The 18,211-nt window shown below is 58.8% G+C and carries 18 protein-coding genes; 8 read left to right on the forward strand and 10 right to left on the reverse strand.

Annotated features, from left to right (window positions below):
• Window positions 1-5: 5 nt before the first annotated feature.
• Together gyrB and AD659_RS27985 are read left to right on the forward strand one after the other, a co-directional pair.
• A complete protein-coding gene (gyrB, locus tag AD659_RS27980) occupies window positions 6-2,423 on the forward strand; it encodes a DNA topoisomerase (ATP-hydrolyzing) subunit B (RefSeq protein ID WP_053127133.1) in 2,418 nt (805 codons plus the stop codon).
• A 194-nt stretch (window positions 2,424-2,617) separates the two neighbouring features.
• On the forward strand, window positions 2,618-3,715 hold the full coding sequence (locus tag AD659_RS27985) for an Abi family protein (protein WP_231987662.1): 1,098 nt from the start codon (window positions 2,618-2,620) through the stop codon (window positions 3,713-3,715).
• A gap of 99 nt (window positions 3,716-3,814) precedes the next feature.
• On the opposite strand, the gene AD659_RS27990 is transcribed toward AD659_RS27985, so the two are convergent.
• The gene (locus AD659_RS27990; RefSeq protein WP_053127137.1) at window positions 3,815-4,549 is read right to left on the reverse strand and encodes a response regulator transcription factor; all 735 of its coding nucleotides are present in this window, start codon (window positions 4,547-4,549) and stop codon (window positions 3,815-3,817) included.
• Between the two features lie 234 nt (window positions 4,550-4,783).
• On the opposite strand from AD659_RS27990, the gene AD659_RS27995 reads away from it, so the two are divergent.
• Window positions 4,784-6,301: a sensor histidine kinase gene (locus AD659_RS27995; RefSeq protein WP_053126835.1), complete on the forward strand. Its 1,518-nt coding sequence runs from the start codon at window positions 4,784-4,786 to the stop codon at window positions 6,299-6,301.
• Window positions 6,302-6,479: 178 nt separating this feature from the next.
• Here AD659_RS27995 and AD659_RS28000 read toward each other — a convergent pair whose 3' ends face one another.
• The 4 genes from AD659_RS28000 to glyQ form a co-directional block, all read right to left on the reverse strand.
• The gene (locus AD659_RS28000) at window positions 6,480-7,259 is read right to left on the reverse strand and encodes a lysophospholipid acyltransferase family protein (protein WP_053126836.1); all 780 of its coding nucleotides are present in this window, start codon (window positions 7,257-7,259) and stop codon (window positions 6,480-6,482) included.
• A gap of 80 nt (window positions 7,260-7,339) precedes the next feature.
• Window positions 7,340-7,879, reverse strand: coding sequence for a D-glycero-beta-D-manno-heptose 1,7-bisphosphate 7-phosphatase (gene gmhB, locus AD659_RS28005; RefSeq protein WP_167352853.1), 540 nt, complete (start codon window positions 7,877-7,879; stop codon window positions 7,340-7,342).
• 4 nt (window positions 7,880-7,883) lie between these two features.
• Window positions 7,884-9,935 carry a glycine--tRNA ligase subunit beta gene (glyS, locus tag AD659_RS28010; protein WP_053126840.1) on the reverse strand — a complete coding sequence of 684 codons (2,052 nt, stop codon included), beginning with the start codon at window positions 9,933-9,935 and terminating at the stop codon, window positions 7,884-7,886.
• Window positions 9,932-10,885 carry a glycine--tRNA ligase subunit alpha gene (glyQ, locus tag AD659_RS28015; protein WP_003177094.1) on the reverse strand — a complete coding sequence of 318 codons (954 nt, stop codon included), beginning with the start codon at window positions 10,883-10,885 and terminating at the stop codon, window positions 9,932-9,934. Before glyQ ends, glyS begins: the two co-directional genes overlap by 4 nt.
• A gap of 81 nt (window positions 10,886-10,966) precedes the next feature.
• Here glyQ and AD659_RS28020 point away from each other — a divergent pair, with 81 nt between their 5' ends.
• The 4 genes from AD659_RS28020 to AD659_RS28035 all read left to right on the forward strand — a co-directional run bounded on the left by AD659_RS28020 (window position 10,967) and on the right by AD659_RS28035 (window position 13,695).
• Entirely contained in the window at window positions 10,967-11,524 is a 558-nt protein-coding gene (locus AD659_RS28020) for a DNA-3-methyladenine glycosylase I (protein ID WP_053126842.1), read from the forward strand.
• A gap of 43 nt (window positions 11,525-11,567) precedes the next feature.
• Window positions 11,568-12,455 (forward strand): lysophospholipid acyltransferase, encoded by an 888-nt coding sequence (locus tag AD659_RS28025; RefSeq protein ID WP_053126844.1) that lies wholly within the window; start codon window positions 11,568-11,570, stop codon window positions 12,453-12,455.
• Window positions 12,446-12,742 (forward strand): glyoxalase/bleomycin resistance/extradiol dioxygenase family protein, encoded by a 297-nt coding sequence (locus AD659_RS28030; RefSeq protein WP_053126846.1) that lies wholly within the window; start codon window positions 12,446-12,448, stop codon window positions 12,740-12,742. The genes AD659_RS28025 and AD659_RS28030 overlap by 10 nt, the downstream gene beginning before the upstream one ends.
• A gap of 164 nt (window positions 12,743-12,906) precedes the next feature.
• Window positions 12,907-13,695 (forward strand): SDR family NAD(P)-dependent oxidoreductase, encoded by a 789-nt coding sequence (locus AD659_RS28035; RefSeq protein ID WP_053126848.1) that lies wholly within the window; start codon window positions 12,907-12,909, stop codon window positions 13,693-13,695.
• Between the two features lie 115 nt (window positions 13,696-13,810).
• Here the strand turns inward: AD659_RS28035 and AD659_RS28040 are convergent, their stop codons facing one another.
• From AD659_RS28040 to AD659_RS28055, 4 genes are all read right to left on the reverse strand, one after another.
• Complete coding sequence (locus AD659_RS28040) at window positions 13,811-14,062, reverse strand: hypothetical protein (RefSeq protein WP_053126850.1); 252 nt, start codon at window positions 14,060-14,062, stop codon at window positions 13,811-13,813.
• A 33-nt stretch (window positions 14,063-14,095) separates the two neighbouring features.
• Window positions 14,096-14,515 (reverse strand): organic hydroperoxide resistance protein, encoded by a 420-nt coding sequence (locus AD659_RS28045; protein WP_030139009.1) that lies wholly within the window; start codon window positions 14,513-14,515, stop codon window positions 14,096-14,098.
• Window positions 14,516-14,964: 449 nt separating this feature from the next.
• Complete coding sequence (locus AD659_RS28050; protein ID WP_053126852.1) at window positions 14,965-16,089, reverse strand: GGDEF domain-containing protein; 1,125 nt, start codon at window positions 16,087-16,089, stop codon at window positions 14,965-14,967.
• 186 nt (window positions 16,090-16,275) lie between these two features.
• Window positions 16,276-16,839: a TetR/AcrR family transcriptional regulator gene (locus tag AD659_RS28055; RefSeq protein ID WP_053126853.1), complete on the reverse strand. Its 564-nt coding sequence runs from the start codon at window positions 16,837-16,839 to the stop codon at window positions 16,276-16,278.
• Window positions 16,840-16,988: 149 nt separating this feature from the next.
• Between AD659_RS28055 and AD659_RS28060 the strand changes: the two genes are divergently transcribed.
• Window positions 16,989-17,687 carry a glutathione S-transferase gene (locus AD659_RS28060; protein WP_053126854.1) on the forward strand — a complete coding sequence of 233 codons (699 nt, stop codon included), beginning with the start codon at window positions 16,989-16,991 and terminating at the stop codon, window positions 17,685-17,687.
• Window positions 17,688-17,774: 87 nt separating this feature from the next.
• Here the strand turns inward: AD659_RS28060 and AD659_RS28065 are convergent, their stop codons facing one another.
• Window positions 17,775-18,149, reverse strand: a complete 375-nt coding sequence (locus AD659_RS28065) for a lysozyme inhibitor LprI family protein (protein WP_033062452.1) — start codon at window positions 18,147-18,149, stop codon at window positions 17,775-17,777.
• Between the last annotated feature and the right edge of the window lie 62 nt (window positions 18,150-18,211).

An 18,211-nucleotide genomic window follows, 5' to 3' on the forward strand; every position in this document is an offset into this window, starting at 1 on the left:
AGGCATTGAGCGAAGAAAATACGTACGACTCAACGAGCATTAAAGTGCTGAAAGGCCTGGATGCCGTACGCAAACGTCCCGGTATGTACATTGGTGACACCGACGATGGCAGCGGTCTGCACCACATGGTGTTCGAGGTGGTCGACAACTCCATCGACGAAGCCCTCGCCGGCCATTGCGACGACATCAGCATCATCATCCACCCGGATGAGTCCATCACCGTTCGCGACAACGGCCGTGGCATCCCGGTAGACGTGCACAAAGAGGAAGGCGTTTCCGCCGCCGAGGTCATCATGACCGTCCTCCACGCAGGCGGGAAGTTCGACGACAACTCCTACAAGGTATCCGGCGGTCTGCACGGCGTAGGTGTCTCGGTGGTGAACGCACTGTCCGAGCAACTGGTCCTGACCGTTCGCCGCAGCGGCAAGATCTGGGAACAGACCTACGTCCACGGCGTGCCTCAGGCACCGATGGCGATCGTTGGCGACAGCGAGTCCACCGGCACCCAGATTCACTTCAAGGCCTCGAGCGAAACCTTCAAGAACATCCACTTCAGCTGGGACATCCTGGCCAAGCGGATTCGTGAACTGTCCTTCCTCAACTCCGGTGTCGGCATCGTCCTCAAGGACGAGCGCAGCGGCAAGGAAGAGCTGTTCAAGTACGAAGGTGGCCTGCGTGCGTTCGTTGAATACCTGAACACCAACAAGACTGCGGTCAACCAGGTGTTCCACTTCAACGTCCAGCGTGAAGACGGCATCGGCGTCGAAATCGCCCTGCAATGGAACGACAGCTTCAACGAGAACCTGTTGTGCTTCACCAACAACATTCCGCAGCGCGACGGCGGGACCCACCTGGTGGGCTTCCGTTCGGCGTTGACCCGTAACCTGAACAACTACATCGAACAGGAAGGCCTGGCGAAGAAGCACAAAGTCGCCACCACTGGTGACGATGCCCGTGAAGGCCTGACGGCGATCATTTCGGTGAAGGTGCCGGATCCGAAGTTCAGTTCCCAGACCAAGGACAAGCTGGTGTCTTCCGAAGTGAAGACTGCGGTCGAACAGGAAATGGGCAAGTACTTCTCCGACTTCCTGTTGGAGAACCCGAACGAAGCCAAGCTGGTGGTCGGCAAGATGATCGACGCCGCCCGTGCCCGGGAAGCGGCGCGCAAGGCTCGTGAGATGACCCGCCGCAAAGGCGCGCTGGACATCGCCGGCTTGCCGGGCAAACTGGCTGACTGCCAGGAAAAGGACCCTGCCCTGTCCGAGTTGTACCTCGTGGAAGGTGACTCTGCTGGCGGTTCCGCCAAGCAGGGTCGCAACCGTCGCACCCAGGCTATCCTGCCGCTCAAGGGCAAGATCCTCAACGTCGAGAAGGCGCGCTTCGACAAGATGATTTCCTCCCAGGAAGTCGGCACCTTGATCACCGCGCTGGGCTGCGGCATTGGCCGCGAAGAGTACAACATCGACAAGTTGCGCTATCACAACATCATCATCATGACCGATGCTGACGTCGACGGCTCGCACATCCGTACCCTGCTGCTGACCTTCTTCTTCCGTCAGTTGCCGGAGCTGATCGAGCGCGGCTACATCTACATCGCCCAGCCGCCGCTGTACAAGGTCAAGAAAGGCAAGCAAGAGCAATACATCAAAGACGACGACGCCATGGAAGAGTACATGACGCAGTCGGCCCTGGAAGATGCGAGCCTGCACCTGAACGAAGACGCCCCGGGCATTTCCGGTGAAGCCCTCGAGCGCCTGGTGAATGACTTCCGCCTGGTGATGAAGACCCTCAAGCGCCTGTCGCGCCTGTACCCACAGGAACTGACCGAGCACTTCATCTACCTGCCAGCCGTGAGCCTGGAGCAACTGTCCGATCACGCAGCGATGCAGGATTGGCTGGCCCAGTACGAAGTACGCCTGCGCACCGTGGAAAAATCCGGCCTGGTCTACAAGGCCAGCTTGCGCGAAGACCGTGAGCGTAACGTCTGGCTGCCGGAGGTCGAACTGATCTCCCACGGCCTGTCGAACTACGTCACCTTCAACCGCGACTTCTTCGGCAGCAACGATTACAAGACCGTGGTATCCCTCGGCGCGCAACTGAGCACGCTGCTGGACGAAGGTGCGTATATCCAACGCGGTGAGCGCAAGAAGTCCGTGACCGAGTTCAAGGAAGCCCTTGAATGGCTGATGGCCGAAAGCACCAAGCGCCACACCATCCAGCGATACAAAGGTCTGGGTGAGATGAACCCGGATCAGCTGTGGGAAACCACCATGGACCCGGGCTCGCGCCGGATGCTGAAAGTCACCATCGAAGACGCCATTGGCGCGGACCAGATCTTCAACACCCTGATGGGTGATGCGGTCGAGCCACGTCGTGACTTCATCGAGAGCAACGCGTTGGCGGTGTCCAACCTGGATTTCTGATCCGGCCCTGTGGGTTCTCAAAATAAACGAGAACTCCCGCAAACAGTTGAACCATGCTAAACAAAAAGCCAACGCTTAAGAGGCGTTGGCTTTTTTCATTGTGCTCCGCATCGCACGATTTCTTTCTCTCATGACACAAGCCTCATTGATTTTCCGCACCTGTTTCGACGCATTTTTCGTCAAGCGATTTTCGCTTGACGTTAGATAGTGCATTCGGCAATATTATGCCCAATCGCGCCCGATCCTCTGGTGCTGGCTTGGTCCGGCATTATGTTCGGGCCTTCTTATTTCTGGAGACATGGAAGTTGTTGGCTCCAAAGCCTTTCCGAACCTATCCAGACCTTGTCGCCCTCCTTACTCAGCGCAATATGCACGTAGCGGACCCTGCACGCGCAGAGCGTAAGCTCGCTCAGTTGGGGTATTACCGCCTTAGTGGCTATTGGTATCCCGCCCGCGAGTTTGACAAGGATCCTGCGACTAACCTGACTAAAATCTGTCCGATATCGGGAAAGCCGCTTCGCCAGGATATGTTCGCAAATGGTGCCGATTTTGATGACGCTGTTGCCCTCTATCAGTTCGATAAACATCTGCGACTACTCATGCTTGATGCTATCGAGCGGCTAGAGGTTAACCTGAAGACTGTGATCGCTCACGTTGTAGGCTATCACCACCCTATGGGGTACACCGATCCAAAGTTCATCCAGCCTAAGTACGCCAAGAACTTCACTTCGCGCGGCAAGGTCCGTAACAAATGGAACGAGTGGGTGGCTCGGCAGCAGGAGCTGCTGAACAGAAGTACCGAGGATTCCATCGAGTGGCATCGCCGGTCGGGGAGACCGATTCCTTTCTGGGTAGCGGTAGAGGCGTGGGATTTTGGTGCCCTTTCTCGCTACTTCGAGATGCTTAACGGCACTTACCAGAACCAAGTTCTGGCTAGGTTTGGTTTGACTGATGCGCGGATTTTCGCTCGCTGGCTGCAGGAGATCAATCTTCTGCGCAACCGCTGTGCTCATCACACTCGAGTTTGGAATCAGGTATCCCTGAATCCACTGTCTGCACTTCCTACTGAACCATATTTCATTGCTCTGAATTTGGACGGCAACGCGCTGACCAGGCTCTATGGACTAGTCTCTATTGTCTGGTTCCTATTGCAGAAGATCGCACCGCGCTCGAACTGGATCAAGACCGTCGCGGACTTGGTTGACACCAAACCGGGGTTGCCGGGATGCACGTTTGCATCGTTAGGGCTTCCGACCGAGACTGGGTTCCCTCGGGCAGCCTTTGGGATTTAGCTCGCTTGATCGTCGACCGCATATTGGCTCGACGAACCCCACCCTACTTCAACAAAAAAGGCCAACGCACATGCGTTGGCCTTTTTCATTCCTGCTGTCCTAGCTCGCGACAGACGCTTCACTCCCCGCCGCGACACTCTCCAACCGATACCCATACCCGTAGATCGTCAGCAATTGCCACCCCCGATCCGCCGTCAGCCCGAGCTTGTTCCGCAGGCGATAGATGTGGGTGTCGAGCGGCCTGGACGAGGTCATTTCCTCGTGGGTCCAGAAGCGTTCGTAGAAGTATTCCCGGGACAGCGGCCGGCCCAGGTTGGCGAACAGGCACCGGGCCAGGCGGTATTCCCGTTCGGTCAGACTGATGGGGATGCCGGCGCGGGTGATGGTCAGTTCGGCGTCGTCGAACGCCAGGTCGTTGAGCACCAGCACATCGCTGGCAGGCGCGCGTTGCAGGTTGTGACGGCGTAGCACGGCGGTGACCCGGGCCTTGAGCTCGTTGGGCCTGAAGGGTTTGCTCACGTAGTCGTCGGCGCCGGCGTTGAGGGCTTGGACGATGTCATGTTCGCCGTCGCGGCTGGTCAGCATGATGGCGGCCGGTGGCGAATCCATGTGCTCGCGGGTCCAGCGCAGTAGCGAAAGCCCACTGATGTCGGGCAATTGCCAGTCGAGGATCAACAGGTCGAAGGTTTCCCGGCGCAATTGCCGCAACAGGTCTTCGCCTCGTTCAAAACTGTGCAGGGTCCAGGCTTGCTCGTTCCTGCCAGGGATTTGTTGCAGTGTCTGTTCTACCCGGCGCAGCTCGGCCGGTTCATCGTCCAGTATGGCGACACGCATGGAATGCGATTCCTTGATCTCGAAAATAACGGACATCTTCATGTGGCAATGAACGGCAGCCAGTGGCTGATTCGTTGTTGACCCGTCGCTGGCTGCGACAATACCGGCTCGCGGCACAGAGGGAAAGGCAGCAGCGCGCCACCATCGAGTTCGCTATAGTCGTGGGCTTTAAGCCGGGCGACTTGTGCAGGCAGTGAAGATATCCACAGTCCTTGAGTTCGGTCAGGAGGCCTATTGAGTAACCAGCGTCGTCGTGAAAGTCGTGAACCCACCCAGGTCCAGCGGTTGTTTCGTCAGTTGGTAAGGGAATGGTTGTGGATAAGCCTGTTGCTGTTGCCGCTGACGGCCTTGCTGTCATTGAGCAGTCAAACAACGGGTGACCGTTCAGGCGCCGCATTGATGTCGGTGTGCCTGGTGGGATGTGCGTTGGGCTTGCTGTTGTTGCGCCCGCGCCTGGCCCTGTGGACAACAGTGGGTGGCATGAGTCTGGCCCTCTTGATCAGCGCCGTATTGGGTGCGCAGGGTTGGTGGTGGTCGCCCATGGCCAGTGTGCTGGGCATCATGTTCGGCTACCTGATCTGGAACTGGCGGCGCCTGAGCGTGGTGCTGGCCTATTTTGGCTGGGAGCTGGCCCGCTTGGACGCCGAGCCCAAGGTTTTCCCGGAACGTCGCCGTGCCTCCTACACCGGCAGCGACCGTCTGCAGGGCCAGATCATGGCCCTGGAACAAGCCATGAGCCGAACCCGCGACACCCGGCGCTTCATCGCCGACGGTTTGGAATACCTGCCCGTGGCAACCATGATCAGCGATCCCCAAGGCAAGTTGCTGCTCGGTAATCGCAAGGCACGCGAGTTGTTCGGCCATGGCCTGGCGGGCGGCGACGTGCTGGAGCACCTTGGGCAATTGGGTTATCCGGGGTTGGAGCACGGGGCGCATCACCGGTTATCCACATTGCCCTTGGTGGAGTTTCGCGACATTCGCGAGCGCAGCTTGCGTCTGGAACGGGCGGCGTTGTTGCCGGTTGATGGCGATGCGCCGATTGGCTGGTTGTTGAGCCTCACGGACCTGAGCGCCGAACGCGAGGCGGAAGAACAGCGTAGCGTCATGCTGCGCTTCCTCTCCCATGACCTGCGCGCGCCTCACTCGGCGATCCTTGCCCTGCTCGATGTGCAGCGGTACCAGGCCGGTGGCGATCATCCGTTGTTCGACCAGATTGAGCGCCAGGTACGTCGCGCCCTGGAGCTGACCGAGGGGTTCGTGCAACTGGCCAAGGCCGAGTCCGAGGCGTATCAATTCCAGCCGACGCTGTTCGCCATGCTGGTGCTGGACGTGCTGGACCAGGCACTGCCCATCGCCCAGGCAAAACGCATCCAGTTGGTTCATGAAATAGAGGATGAGGAGGCGATGGTCAGGGCGGATCAATCGTTGCTGACCCGTGCGCTGTTCAATCTGCTGGAAAACGCCATCAAGTACAGCCCGTCCGACGCCTGCATTTCCCTGCAGGTGCACTGCGCGTCGGGGTGGTTGGTCTGCGCTGTTGCCGACCAAGGCAAGGGCATCAGCGCTGAAGAACTGCCGGAACTGTTCAGTCAGTACCGACGGTTTTCGTCGGCCCAAGGGGTCGATGGCATTGGCTTGGGGTTATCGATGGTCAAGGCCGTGGTGGACCATCACGAGGGGAAAATCGAGTGCCACAGCGTGGTGGGTAAAGGCACGACGTTCAGCCTGCGCTTCCCGTTATTGGAAGATTGAAAAGATTGCAGCCTACGGGATTACAGGCACTGCCGAAGGCGGCGATCTTTGGGTGCTATAAAAACTTATGCACCTAACCGTCGGTTTTATGTGTTTAGGAAATATGTATTAAAAACATACACATACAGCATAAAAGCGACGAATTCCAAAAAAACGGTACACAGGTTATCCACAGATCTCAAACAGCGGCTTGTTCCGTGGGGACTTCCGCCACAGGGCCGGGAGGAAGCGAGCCCATGTCCCGTTGTGCCTGTTCATTCCAGGCTTGTACGCGGTCATTGAGCTCGGCGATGGCGCGGGGCCCGGTACCTTCGGCATACATCGGCGCGCCGATCACCACGGTGATGACGCCCGGTGTCCTGATCCAGCCTGCCTTGGGCCAGAATTTTCCGGCATTGTGTGCAATCGGCAGCACCGGCAGGTTCGCGTTCACCGCCAAAGCGGAACCGCTGCGGGAGAACTTTCCAACCGTCCCGTAAGGAACACGGGTGCCCTCGGGGAAAATCAGCACCCACGTATTGTCCTTGAGCAGTTCGTCACCCTTCTTCGCCACTTGCTTGAGCGCCAATTTGGGGTTGTCGCGATCGATGGCAATCGGGCGCAGCATCGCCATGGCCCAGCCGAAGAACGGCACGAACAGCAGTTCACGCTTGAGGACCTGGCTCAACGGCTCGAAGTAGGCCGAGAGAAAGAACGTCTCCCAGGTGCTCTGGTGGTTGGACTGGATCACGCAGGGCCGGTCCGGCACGTTCTCGGCGCCCTTCACTTCGTAGCGAATGCCCAGGAACACCTTGCTCAGCCACAGTGCGCAGCGGCACCAGTACACGTTGATGAAACGGTAGCGCGCCCGGAACGGCAGGAAGGGCGCGATAAAAAAACTCAGGGAACACCACAATAAGGAACTGGTGCCCAGCAGCAGGTAAAAGAGAAAGCTTCTGATGGCCTGCAATATCGACATAGCGGCATTTACCGTTGCGGGCAATGCCCGCCTGTTTAAGCGCTTCCCGAACAGTCCTTGATCAGGATGTCTTGGGAGCTCTAATTGTGGATAAGTTCAGCGGCAATCGCCGCCAGGTCGTCAAAAATCAAGGTGCCCACCGGTAGGGTCTTGCCCAGAGTCTTCTCGCCTTTCCCGGTCCTTACCAAAACTGGCTGACAATCGACGGCCTTGGCCGCCTCCAGGTCACCGAGACTGTCACCGACGAACCACACACCTGCCAAAGCCACATCGTAATGCGCGGCAATGGTTTTCAACATGCCCGGCTTGGGCTTGCGGCAATCGCAGCCGTCGTCCGGCCCGTGCGGGCAATGGACGATCAAGCCGACTTCCCCGCCCTGCTCCGCCACCAGGGCGCGCAAGCGCTCATGCATGGCGTTGAGGACGGCGAGGTCATAATAACCGCGGGCAATGCCCGACTGGTTGGTGGCCACCGCCACCGTCCAGCCGGCCTTGCTCAACTGCGCGATGGCTTCGATCGAACCGGGCAGCGGTAACCACTCCTCCACCGATTTGATGTAAGCGTCGGAGTCGTGATTGATCACCCCGTCCCGATCGAGAATCAGCAGTTTCAACAGCAACTCCTCAACCCAGCACGGAAATATCGGCAATATTGAGGAACAGGCTGCGCAGGCGAGTCAGCAATGCATAACGATTCTTGCGAACGTCTTCGTTGTCCGCGTTCACCATCACCGCTTCAAAGAACGCATCGACCGGTTCACGCAGTGCCGCCAGGCGTGCCAATGCTTCGGCATAATCGCGTTTTTCCATGAGCGGTTGCACGGACGAATACGCCTGTTGAATCGCCGAGTTGAGCGAAAACTCGGCGGCGTTATCAAAGTAACGTGCTTCAACGGCTTTGATTGAAGGCTCGGCCTTGCCCAGCAGGTTCGAAACCCGCTTGTTCACCGCCGCCAGCGCAGCCGCTTCCGGCAATTTGCGGAACGCCTGCACCGCTTGTACGCGCTGGTCGAAGTCCAGGGCCGAGCCCGGCTTCAGGGCACGCACCGACAGGTAGGTGGCGACGTCGACGCCTTCGTCTTCATAACGCGCACGCAGGCGGTCGAAGATGAACTCCAGCACCGCATCGGCCAGGCCGGCAGCCTTGACCTTGCTGCCGAACGCATTGACGGCGAACGCCACGGCGTCGTTCAGGTCCAGGTCCAACTGCTTGTCGATCAGGATCCGCAACACGCCCAGCGCCGCACGACGCAGTGCATACGGGTCTTTGCTGCCGGTGGGCAGCATGCCGATGCCGAAGATGCCGACCAGGGTATCGAGCTTGTCGGCGATCGCCACGGCCGCACCGGTCAGGGTGGTGGGCAGTTCAGCGCCGGCACCGCGGGGCATGTACTGCTCGTTCAGTGCCAAGGCCACGTCTTGCGGCTCGCCATCGTTGAGGGCGTAGTAGTAACCGGCGACGCCTTGCATCTCCGGGAACTCACCGACCATCTCGGTCGACAGGTCGCACTTGGACAGGATGCCGGCACGGGCTGCGCGCTGGGCATCGCCGCCGATGCGTGGGGCGATGAACGCCGCCAGTTTCGAAACGCGCTCGGCCTTGTCGTAGACGCTGCCGAGTTTCTCCTGGAACACCACGTTGCGCAGGCGCTCGTTGAAGCTTTCCAGGGGCTGTTTCTTGTCTTGCTTGAAGAAGAACTCGGCATCGGTCAGGCGCGGGCGAACGACTTTTTCGTTACCGGCGATGATCTGCTGCGGGTCCTTGCTTTCGATGTTGGCGACCGTGATGAAGCGCGGCAGCAACTTGCCTTCGGCGTCCAGCAGGCAGAAGTACTTCTGGTTGTCCTGCATGGTGGTGATCAACGCTTCCTGCGGCACTTCAAGGAAACGTTCCTCGAACGAGCACACCAGCGGCACTGGCCATTCCACCAGCGCGGTCACCTCGTCCAGCAGGTTGGCCGGCACGATAGCGGTGCCTTCCTGCAGGGTGGCCAGCTCTTCGGTTCGCTTGCTGATCAGCTCGCGGCGCTCGTTGGCGTCGGCCAGCACGTAGGCGGCACGCAGGTCGGCCAGGTAGTTGGCCGGCGAGGTGATGCGTACGCTTTGCGGATGATGGAAGCGGTGGCCGCGAGAATCACGCCCGGCCGTCTGGGCCAGGATCGTGCAATCGATGACCTGGTCACCGAGCAGCATCACCAGCCATTGGGTCGGACGCACGAACTCTTCCTTGCGCGCCGCCCAGCGCATGCGCTTGGGGATCGGCAAGTCATTGAGGGAGTCTTCGACGATGGTCGGCAACAGGCTGGCGGTCGGCTTGCCCTTGATGCTCTGGCTGTAGCGCAGCTTCGGACCGCTCTGGTCGATTTCGCTCAGGTCCACGCCACACTTCTTGGCGAAGCCCAGGGCGGCCTGGGTCGGGTTGCCGTCGGCATCGAACGCAGCCTGGCGTGGCGGGCCATCGAGGTTGATGCTGCGGTCCGGCTGTTGGGTCGCCAGGGCGGTGATCAGCACGGCCAGGCGGCGCGGCGCGGCGTAGACCTGTTTGGCTTCGTAGCTCAGGCCGGCGGCTTGCAGGCCCTTGTCGATACCGGCCAGGAACGCGTCGGCCAGAGTGTTCAGGGCTTTGGGTGGCAGTTCTTCGGTGCCCAGTTCAACCAGAAAATCTTGAGCACTCATTGTGCAGCCTCCAGCTTAGCCAACACTTCATCACGCAGGTCCGGGGTCGCCATCGGGAAGCCCAGCTTGGCACGGGCCAGCAGGTAGGCTTGCGCAACGGAGCGCGCCAGGGTGCGTACACGCAGGATGTATTGCTGGCGCGCGGTCACGGAAATCGCCCGGCGTGCATCCAGCAGGTTGAAGGTATGGGACGCCTTCAACACCATTTCATAACTCGGCAACGGCAGCGGCTGGTCCAGTTCGATCAGGCGCTTGGCTTCGCTTTCATAGAAGTCGAACAGTTCGAACAGCTTCTCGACGTTGGCGTGTTCGAAGTTGTAGGTCGACTGCTCCACTTCGTTCTGGTGGAACACGTCGCCATAGGTCACTTTGCCGAACGGGCCGTCGGCCCACACCAGGTCGTAGACCGAGTCCACGCCCTGCAGGTACATGGCCAGGCGTTCCAGGCCATAGGTGATCTCGCCGGTGACCGGGTAGCACTCGATGCCGCCCGCCTGCTGGAAGTAGGTGAACTGGGTCACTTCCATGCCGTTGAGCCAGACTTCCCAGCCCAGGCCCCAGGCGCCCAGGGTTGGCGATTCCCAGTTGTCTTCGACAAAACGAATGTCGTGCACGAGCGGGTCGAGGCCGACATGCTTGAGGGAGCCCAGGTACAGTTCCTGGAAGTTTTCCGGGTTCGGCTTCAGAACCACCTGGAACTGGTAGTAGTGCTGCAGGCGGTTCGGGTTTTCGCCGTAGCGGCCGTCAGTCGGGCGGCGGCTGGGCTGCACATAAGCGGCGTTCCAGGTTTCCGGGCCGATGGCACGCAGAAACGTGGCAGTGTGGAAAGTGCCGGCGCCTACTTCCATATCGTAGGGCTGAAGTACCACGCAACCTTGCTCGGCCCAGTATTGCTGGAGGGCGAGGATCAAGTCTTGGAAGGTACGCACGGCTGGCGTAGGCTGGCTCACGAAATTCACCTGTTTCTTGGGCTGCGATTTAAAGAGCGGGAGTATACCCGATTCGTTCGTGCGCACGCCCCCTGGAGCCTTATGCCACGCTGCTTTTGGTGTTCTGACGATCCGTTGTACATGGCTTATCACGATCAGGAGTGGGGCACGCCGCTGCGCGATGCGCAGGGTTTGTTCGAGTTGCTTTTGCTCGAAGGGTTCCAGGCCGGGTTGTCCTGGATCACCGTTTTGCGCAAACGCGAGCGCTACCGGGAAGTGTTGTACGGCTTCGATGTGCAACGGGTGGCGCAAATGAGCGACGCCGAAATCGATGAGCTGATGCTCGACCCGGGCATCATCCGCAACCGTCTCAAGCTCAAGGCCGCCCGCCGCAACGCCCAGGCCTGGCTGGCGCTGGAAGACCCTGTGGCGTTCCTCTGGTCGTTCGTCGGCGGCAAACCCATCATCAACCATTTCAAGGACCGCACCGAAGTGCCGGCCATCACGCCCGAGGCGCTGGCAATGAGCAAAGGCCTGAAAAAAGCCGGGTTCACCTTCGTCGGGCCGACCATTTGCTACGCCTTGATGCAGGCCTCGGGCATGGTCATGGACCACACTCAGGACTGCGACCGCTACGCCGAGTTGGCAAACGGCGGTTAGAATAGCCGGCTCGCAACACGGCCCATACATTCAGGAGTGACCTGTGGATAAGTTGAAAGGCGCCTTGCTGGTCGGCGCTCTGCGGTTGTTTGCGTTGCTGCCCTGGCGAGCGGTGCAAGCGGTGGGCTCGGCCATTGGCTGGCTCATGTGGAAATTGCCCAACCGTTCCCGCGACGTGGTGCGGATCAACCTCGCCAAGTGTTTTCCCGAGATGGACCCGGCCGAGCGCGAACGCCTGGTGGGCCAGAGCCTCAAGGACATCGGCAAATCCTTGACCGAAAGCGCCTGCGCCTGGATCTGGCCGGCCCAGCGCTCCATCGAACTGGTGCGCGAAGTCGAAGGTCTGGAAGTACTGAAAGAAGCCCTGGCCTCCGGCAAAGGCGTGGTCGGCATCACCAGCCACCTGGGCAACTGGGAAGTGCTGAATCACTTCTATTGCAGCCAGTGCAAACCGATCATTTTCTACCGTCCGCCCAAGCTCAAGGCGGTGGATGAATTGCTGCAGAAGCAGCGCGTGCAGTTGGGCAACAAAGTCGCGGCCTCCACCAAGGAAGGCATCCTCAGCGTCATCAAGGAAGTGCGCAAGGGCGGCCAGGTGGGCATCCCCGCCGACCCGGAGCCGTCCGAATCCGCCGGCATCTTCGTGCCCTTCTTCGCCACCCAGGCCCTGACCAGCAAGTTTGTGCCCAACATGCTCGCCGGCGGCAAGGCCGTCGGCGTCTTCCTCCACGCCCTGCGCCTGCCGGACGGTTCGGGCTACAAAGTCATCCTCGAAGCCGCCCCGGAGGCGATGTACAGCACCGACACCGAAACCTCCTGCGCAGCCATGAGTCAAGTGGTTGAGCGCTACGTACGGGCCTACCCGAGCCAGTACATGTGGAGCATGAAACGCTTCAAGAAACGCCCGCCGGGCGAGGCGCGGTGGTACTGAGGGCCTGTTGCTATGGCGATGTATTCGTCTGGAATTTCGTCGAGTATGGCCCGACCTACACCGAATTCAGCGACGGTCGCCTGACCGGTGGTTTCACGACCGGTGAACCCGTGCGCCCGGGTGGCCCGTTGATCATCCTGTACGCCGATGACCTCGAAGCTACTCAACTCAGGCTCGAAGCGGCGGGAGCGACCATCAGCCGTGAAGTATTCGCTTTCCCGGGTGGCCGACGTTTCCACTTCATCGATCCGGATGGCTATGAGCTGGCGGTGTGGTCCGCTTCCTGATGACTGATTGATCACAAAGAGGCGCAAAGCCTCAATCGTGTCCATGATTAAGGGCCTGCGATATCGGCGACGTTGAGATGGCAAGGTCATCTCCAAGTTCGTTGAACGAGCGTCCAGCCAGAACGATCGCACTTCCTATGGTTCATTAATCAAGGAGTCCCCTCATGAACATCGACTTCACCGGACGTCACGTACTGGTCACCGGTTCCACCAGCGGTATCGGCTTTGCGACCGCCAAAGGCTTTCTGGAAGCCGGCGCCCACGTGGTCATCAATGGTCGCAGCGAGAGCAGCGTGGAGGACGCGATGCAGCGTTTGGGTGCCCTCTCTTCAAGGGCAACTGGCTTTGTCGGCGATCTCAGTGATGCGCCTGGCTGCGAGGCACTCATCGCCCAGCACCCAAGCTTCGATATCGTCATCAACAACCTGGGCATCTTCAAACAGGAAGATTTTTTTGAAACGCCGGACAGCGAATGGCAGCGCTTCTTCGAAACCAACGTGATGTCGGGCGTGCGTGTTTCCAGGGCCTACGCCCAGGGCATGGTCGAGCGCGGTTGGGGGCGGATTGTGTTTATCTCATCGGAATCCGGCGTGAACATTCCCGCCGACATGATCCACTACGGCTTCACCAAAACGGCCCAACTGTCCATCGCTCGCGGCCTGGCCAAGCGCCTCGCCGGCACGGGCGTGACGGTGAACTCGGTGCTGCCTGGGCCGACGCTTTCCGAAGGTGTTGCCCAGATGCTCCAGGCAGACGTCGAGCGCAGCGGGGAAAGCCTGGAAAAGGTCGCGGCAGACTTCGTCAACGAGCACCGCAGCACTTCGATCATCCAGCGTGCGGCACGGGTCGAGGAAGTCGCCAACATGATCATCTACGCCAGCTCGGAACAGGCCTCGGCCACCACTGGCGCGGCGCTGCGTGTTGATGGGGGTGTGGTGGATAGCATCGTTTAGGGCCCTGGGACACGCTGCAAAAAACGCCGCTTCCTTATGAAAGGTAAGCGGCGTTTTTTGTTTTGGAAGCAGCACGGGTTGATTCGACTCGCTTTTGGAGCGGTGAAGGGATTGTTCAGCCCACTCTGTTTTTCATTAGTCGATCCGAGCCCCCTTCAGCTACGCGGTTTTCGATCAGTCGATCCGAGCCGCCTTCGGCTACACGGTTTTCGATGAGTCGATCCGAGCCGCCTTCAGCGACACGGTTTTCGATCAGTCGATCCGAACCGCCCTCAGCGAACGTAGGTTGAACAAAAGAAGTCGCGAACGCATTGCTAAGCGACAGAGCCAGAAGCGAGCCAACGAGCGTTTTGCTGAGCGTGTTCATGTCCTGATCCTTTTTATTCGTAGATGAAGTGAGTTAGACGGTGACGTGCAAACGGACGTCGACGTTGCCGCGAGTCGCGTTGGAGTACGGGCAAACCTGGTGAGCCGCGTCGACCAGCGCTTGAGCATCGGCTTGATCCAGTCCTGGCAGGCTGATGTGCAGGTCGATGTCCAGACCGAAACCGCCAGGAATCTGGCCGATGCCAACGTGGGCCGTGATCGAAGCGTCAGCAGGAATGCTGCGTTTGCTCTGGCTGGCGACAAACTTCAATGCGCCGATGAAGCAGGCGGAGTAGCCAGCGGCGAACAACTGCTCAGGGTTGGTGGCTTCACCACCGGCGCCGCCCAGGGCTTTTGGCGTGGCCAGTTTCACGTCGAGAATCTTATCGCTTGAAACAGCACGGCCATCACGGCCACCGGTGGAGGTTGCGACTGCGGTGTAAAGAACGTTCATGGTGTTTCCTCTTTTGCTGATTGATTTGATCGTTTTGGATTGCGCTAAATGTTTGTGCGCTAACCAGTTGAGATAAAGTTAACGGATGAATAATTAGCGCGCAAGATAAATTTTTAAAAAATTATCGGTTTTGATTTAACTGTTTGATCTAAAAAGAGATTTATTTTTCAGGCAAAGCAGTGTCGCCAGCCCGCGTGGGCCGCGAGGTAAGCCAAGGGGAAGGAGGTGCCAGGGAGATCAGCAGGTCCAACGCAATTGCAGACCTTCGGAGAGAGGGAGTTCAAAGCAGAATGACGCTCTTCTGGATCGTTCCCACGCTCCGCGTGGGAATGCCGTCAGGGACGCTCCGCGTTCCGCTTCTGGCGTGTGACGCAGAGCGTCACGGGATGCATGCCCACGCAGAGCGTGGGAACGATCAGCACCTGATTAACGATGTAAAGCCAACCCGACTAAGCAACAGCCACCCGATTACGCCCCAACGCCTTCGCCCGATACAGGGCTTTATCCGCATCGTTCATCAAGCTGTGAAGATCCTTATTACAGGCCTCCGTCGACGCGACGCCAAGGCTGGCGGTTATGCAGTGAACAGGCTCGATCATCAAACCCGCGATCGTATCGATGAGCTGTTCTGCAATCTGGGTAGCGACCTCAATAGACGTGTCCGGAAGCAGAATGGCGAACTCTTCCCCACCGAGCCGGCCATGTATATCCGTCGCCCGAAACGACGAACTGATCACCGTTCCCATCTCGCGTAAAACCTGATCCCCGACCTGATGGCCGTAGGTGTCGTTGATGTGCTTGAAGTGATCCATGTCCAACATGACCGCGCACAACCCCAACCGGTTGCTCTTACATTCGTCATAAAGCTGCTGGGCATGCTCGAAAAAAGCCCGTCGACTCTTCAGGCCGGTCAGTTCATCGGTTTGTGCGGCACGGGTCGAAATGCTGTTCGCCTGTTCCATTTCACGGGTAAGACGAAAGGCGATTTCCAATGCCTGGGACATTTTGTGTGTGGCACGGGCCGCAAATGCCGCGAACACCAGAATCGAAAGGGCCATGCCGACTTGAATCGGCGACGGTTGAAACAGCAGCCAGACCGTGCACGGCAACAACACCACGCCAATGGAGACCAGGGTCATATCGCGGTAAGCCGAGTAGCAGGACACCGCGCTGACGGACATCCCGACAGTGAAGAGCATGACCAACGCCTGGGACAACAGATCGTCCGCCGGCATGACCACAAACGCGCCGCCGCCCCAGATGCTGGCGGATAACACCAGGGTGATCCAATACCTGCGCTCCCAGCGTTGAGGTGTACGCTCACTTTCGTTGCTGCGGAAATAGGCGACGAACATCGCGATACGCAACAGCGTCGATGCGGTCAGGATGGCCAGCCACCAAAGAATGACGCTGTGCTCGAACCGATCCCAACACAGCCAACTCAGCATGATGGCAGCCAGGTAACTGCCGAATACCGCAGAAACGGACTGGCGAAACAGTTGCTGCAATCGGTCAGTTCGCACCTGCTCGTTTATGCAAAAATCTTGGCCGTTCCGAGATCTTGGGCCATCCATTTGATCCACCTGATCGTGACGCAACGAAAACGGCGATTGTGGCACCCTGCCACCAACGCAAACAACTGAATTACGTCCACGGCCCCGATTGAACCGAGCCTCGTGGCGAGGGAGCTTGCTCCCGCTGGGCTGCAAAGCAGCCCCAACCATTGCTACAGACAAACGGCATCATCTTCTTTACAGGAATCAGGCAGGAATCAACCCCGCTTCCCGATAGCTCAATATCAAATCATCAAACAGCCCGACATCCGCCCGAGTCCTCGCGATCAACTGCGCACCCGCAACGGCGCTGTAAATAGCGCGCGCCCGGCGTTCACATTCTTCTGCTCTGCCCACTCCAGCATCCGCCAACACCTGGGCGAGCCACGTCACGTTAACGTCCACAAATGCCTTGATCTCCCGCGACACCTCTTCAGGAAGGTCTTCGTATTCGGCTGCCATAAAGCTGGACAGGCAAAGCTTGTTACCGTCCTCAAGCGACTTGCGAAAAACGGACGGATACAACTGCACGCACACTTTCGGCTCGGCATTGGCGACGCGTATCCCGTCAAGTACCCGCTGCACGTCCTGCCAGTAGCGTTCAGCAACCGCCGCGGCCAGCCCCGCCTTGCTCGGAAAGTGGTAGTAAATGCTGGCGTTCTTGATGCCCACCTGGTCGGCAATGCTACGGAAATTGATGCCGCTGTAACCGTGCAGTTGGGCAGCGGATTTCGCCGCCGCCAGGATGGCTTCTCGAGCATTTTCGTTCACGTTGCAGCCTCGTTTCGAAATCGATTCACTCAGATAACCGCGATTCTACGCGCAGATCCGTTTACCTGCCAATTGTCAGGTAGGGGATTGACAGCGCTAAATCGCCGGCTCAATCTTTACCTACCAATTGACAGGCAGGTGATCGACTCATGACCTCTTCACAGCAGCGCGTTGACGTTTCCACTGTTCCTACAATGAAAATCTACGACTGGTTCAACGGCCCCTACCCCGCCCGAGTACGCATTGCGCTGGCGGAAAAAGGATTGCTACCGAACATCGAATTCGTGCCGGTGGATCTCTGGAACGGTGAGCACAAGAAACCCGAGTTCCTGGCCATCAACTACTCCGGGACATTGCCCGTGCTGGAGCTGAACGATGGAACGCGGATCGCCGAGTGCACGGCGATTACCCAATACCTGGATAGCCTGGACGGTCATCCGACGCTGACGGGCGAAACGCCTGTTGAAAAAGGCCTCATCCACATGATGACCAAGCGCGCCGAGATCGAGTTTCTCGATGCCGTCAGCACATACTTCCACCATGCCACGCCGGGCCTCGGCCCAGAGGTCGAGCTGTACCAGAATGCCGAGTGGGGCGGTCGGATGCGCGATAAGGCGATCAGAGGCATGCGCTATTTCGACAACCTGCTCAAAGACCAGCCGTTTGTGGCGGGGGACAGGTTCTCGATGGCGGACATTGCAGTGCTGGGCGGCATGATCTTCGCCTCGCTGGTGCAACTCCCCGTGCCTGAAGAGTGCGTGGCGCTTCGAGCCTGGCACGCCAGGCTGCAGGAGCGCCCCAGCGTCCAGGTATGGCGCGCGATGGTCGAGCGTGGCGCTGAGCCGTGACAGCGGATGAATTCGCCAAAGAAAAACCCGACGCTTTACGTCGGGTTTTTCATGGCGTACGACTGCAAGCCCGACCCGCTTATCGGGTTACTCGACTTGCGACAGCTTGGCGTCGTCGCAACCGGCAGCACGGCACTCGCGCTCGACAGCCTTGAGTATGACGATACGCGCCTCGGTCTTCTCGTTGGCACAATCCAGGTAGAGCAGGCCATCGTTGGAACAGGCGCTGTCACGATTTTTGATCCACTGGATTTGAGCTGCTTTCACTTTTTTCTTTTGATCCGGGTTCAGGGCACTCATCGTCTTCTTGTATTGATCATTGATGTCCTGATCCGACTGAACCATTTTCAGCGATGCGCAATAGGTTCTGTCATAGGCGTTTCTAGGGTTATCGCAACTCATCGCAGATGCCGATGCGGATGCCATTGCCAGCAATGCCCCAACCAACAAAGACTTGATCACTTACTTCTCTCCCTGAATGCCCTCTATTGATTAGAGGTCGCGGCGCGAATTTATCATGAGGG

Source organism: Pseudomonas thivervalensis, from assembly GCF_001269655.1.
Lineage (GTDB): Bacteria > Pseudomonadota > Gammaproteobacteria > Pseudomonadales > Pseudomonadaceae > Aquipseudomonas > Aquipseudomonas thivervalensis.

Bases quoted from the DNA above. Each gene is read 5' to 3' on its own strand.
- AD659_RS28050 (WP_053126852.1), bottom strand. From the start codon at position 16,089: ATGGATGGCCCAAGATCTCGGAACGGCCAAGATTTTTGCATAAACGAG.
- AD659_RS28045 (WP_030139009.1), bottom strand. From the start codon at position 14,515: ATGAACGTTCTTTACACCGCAGTCGCAACCTCCACCGGTGGCCGTGAT.
- AD659_RS28060 (WP_053126854.1), top strand. From the start codon at position 16,989: ATGACCTCTTCACAGCAGCGCGTTGACGTTTCCACTGTTCCTACAATG.
- glyS (WP_053126840.1), bottom strand. From the start codon at position 9,935: ATGAGTGCTCAAGATTTTCTGGTTGAACTGGGCACCGAAGAACTGCCA.
- AD659_RS28000 (WP_053126836.1), bottom strand. From the start codon at position 7,259: ATGTCGATATTGCAGGCCATCAGAAGCTTTCTCTTTTACCTGCTGCTG.
- AD659_RS28035 (WP_053126848.1), top strand. From the start codon at position 12,907: ATGAACATCGACTTCACCGGACGTCACGTACTGGTCACCGGTTCCACC.
- AD659_RS28020 (WP_053126842.1), top strand. From the start codon at position 10,967: ATGCCACGCTGCTTTTGGTGTTCTGACGATCCGTTGTACATGGCTTAT.
- AD659_RS28040 (WP_053126850.1), bottom strand. From the start codon at position 14,062: ATGAACACGCTCAGCAAAACGCTCGTTGGCTCGCTTCTGGCTCTGTCG.
- AD659_RS27990 (WP_053127137.1), bottom strand. From the start codon at position 4,549: ATGCGTGTCGCCATACTGGACGATGAACCGGCCGAGCTGCGCCGGGTA.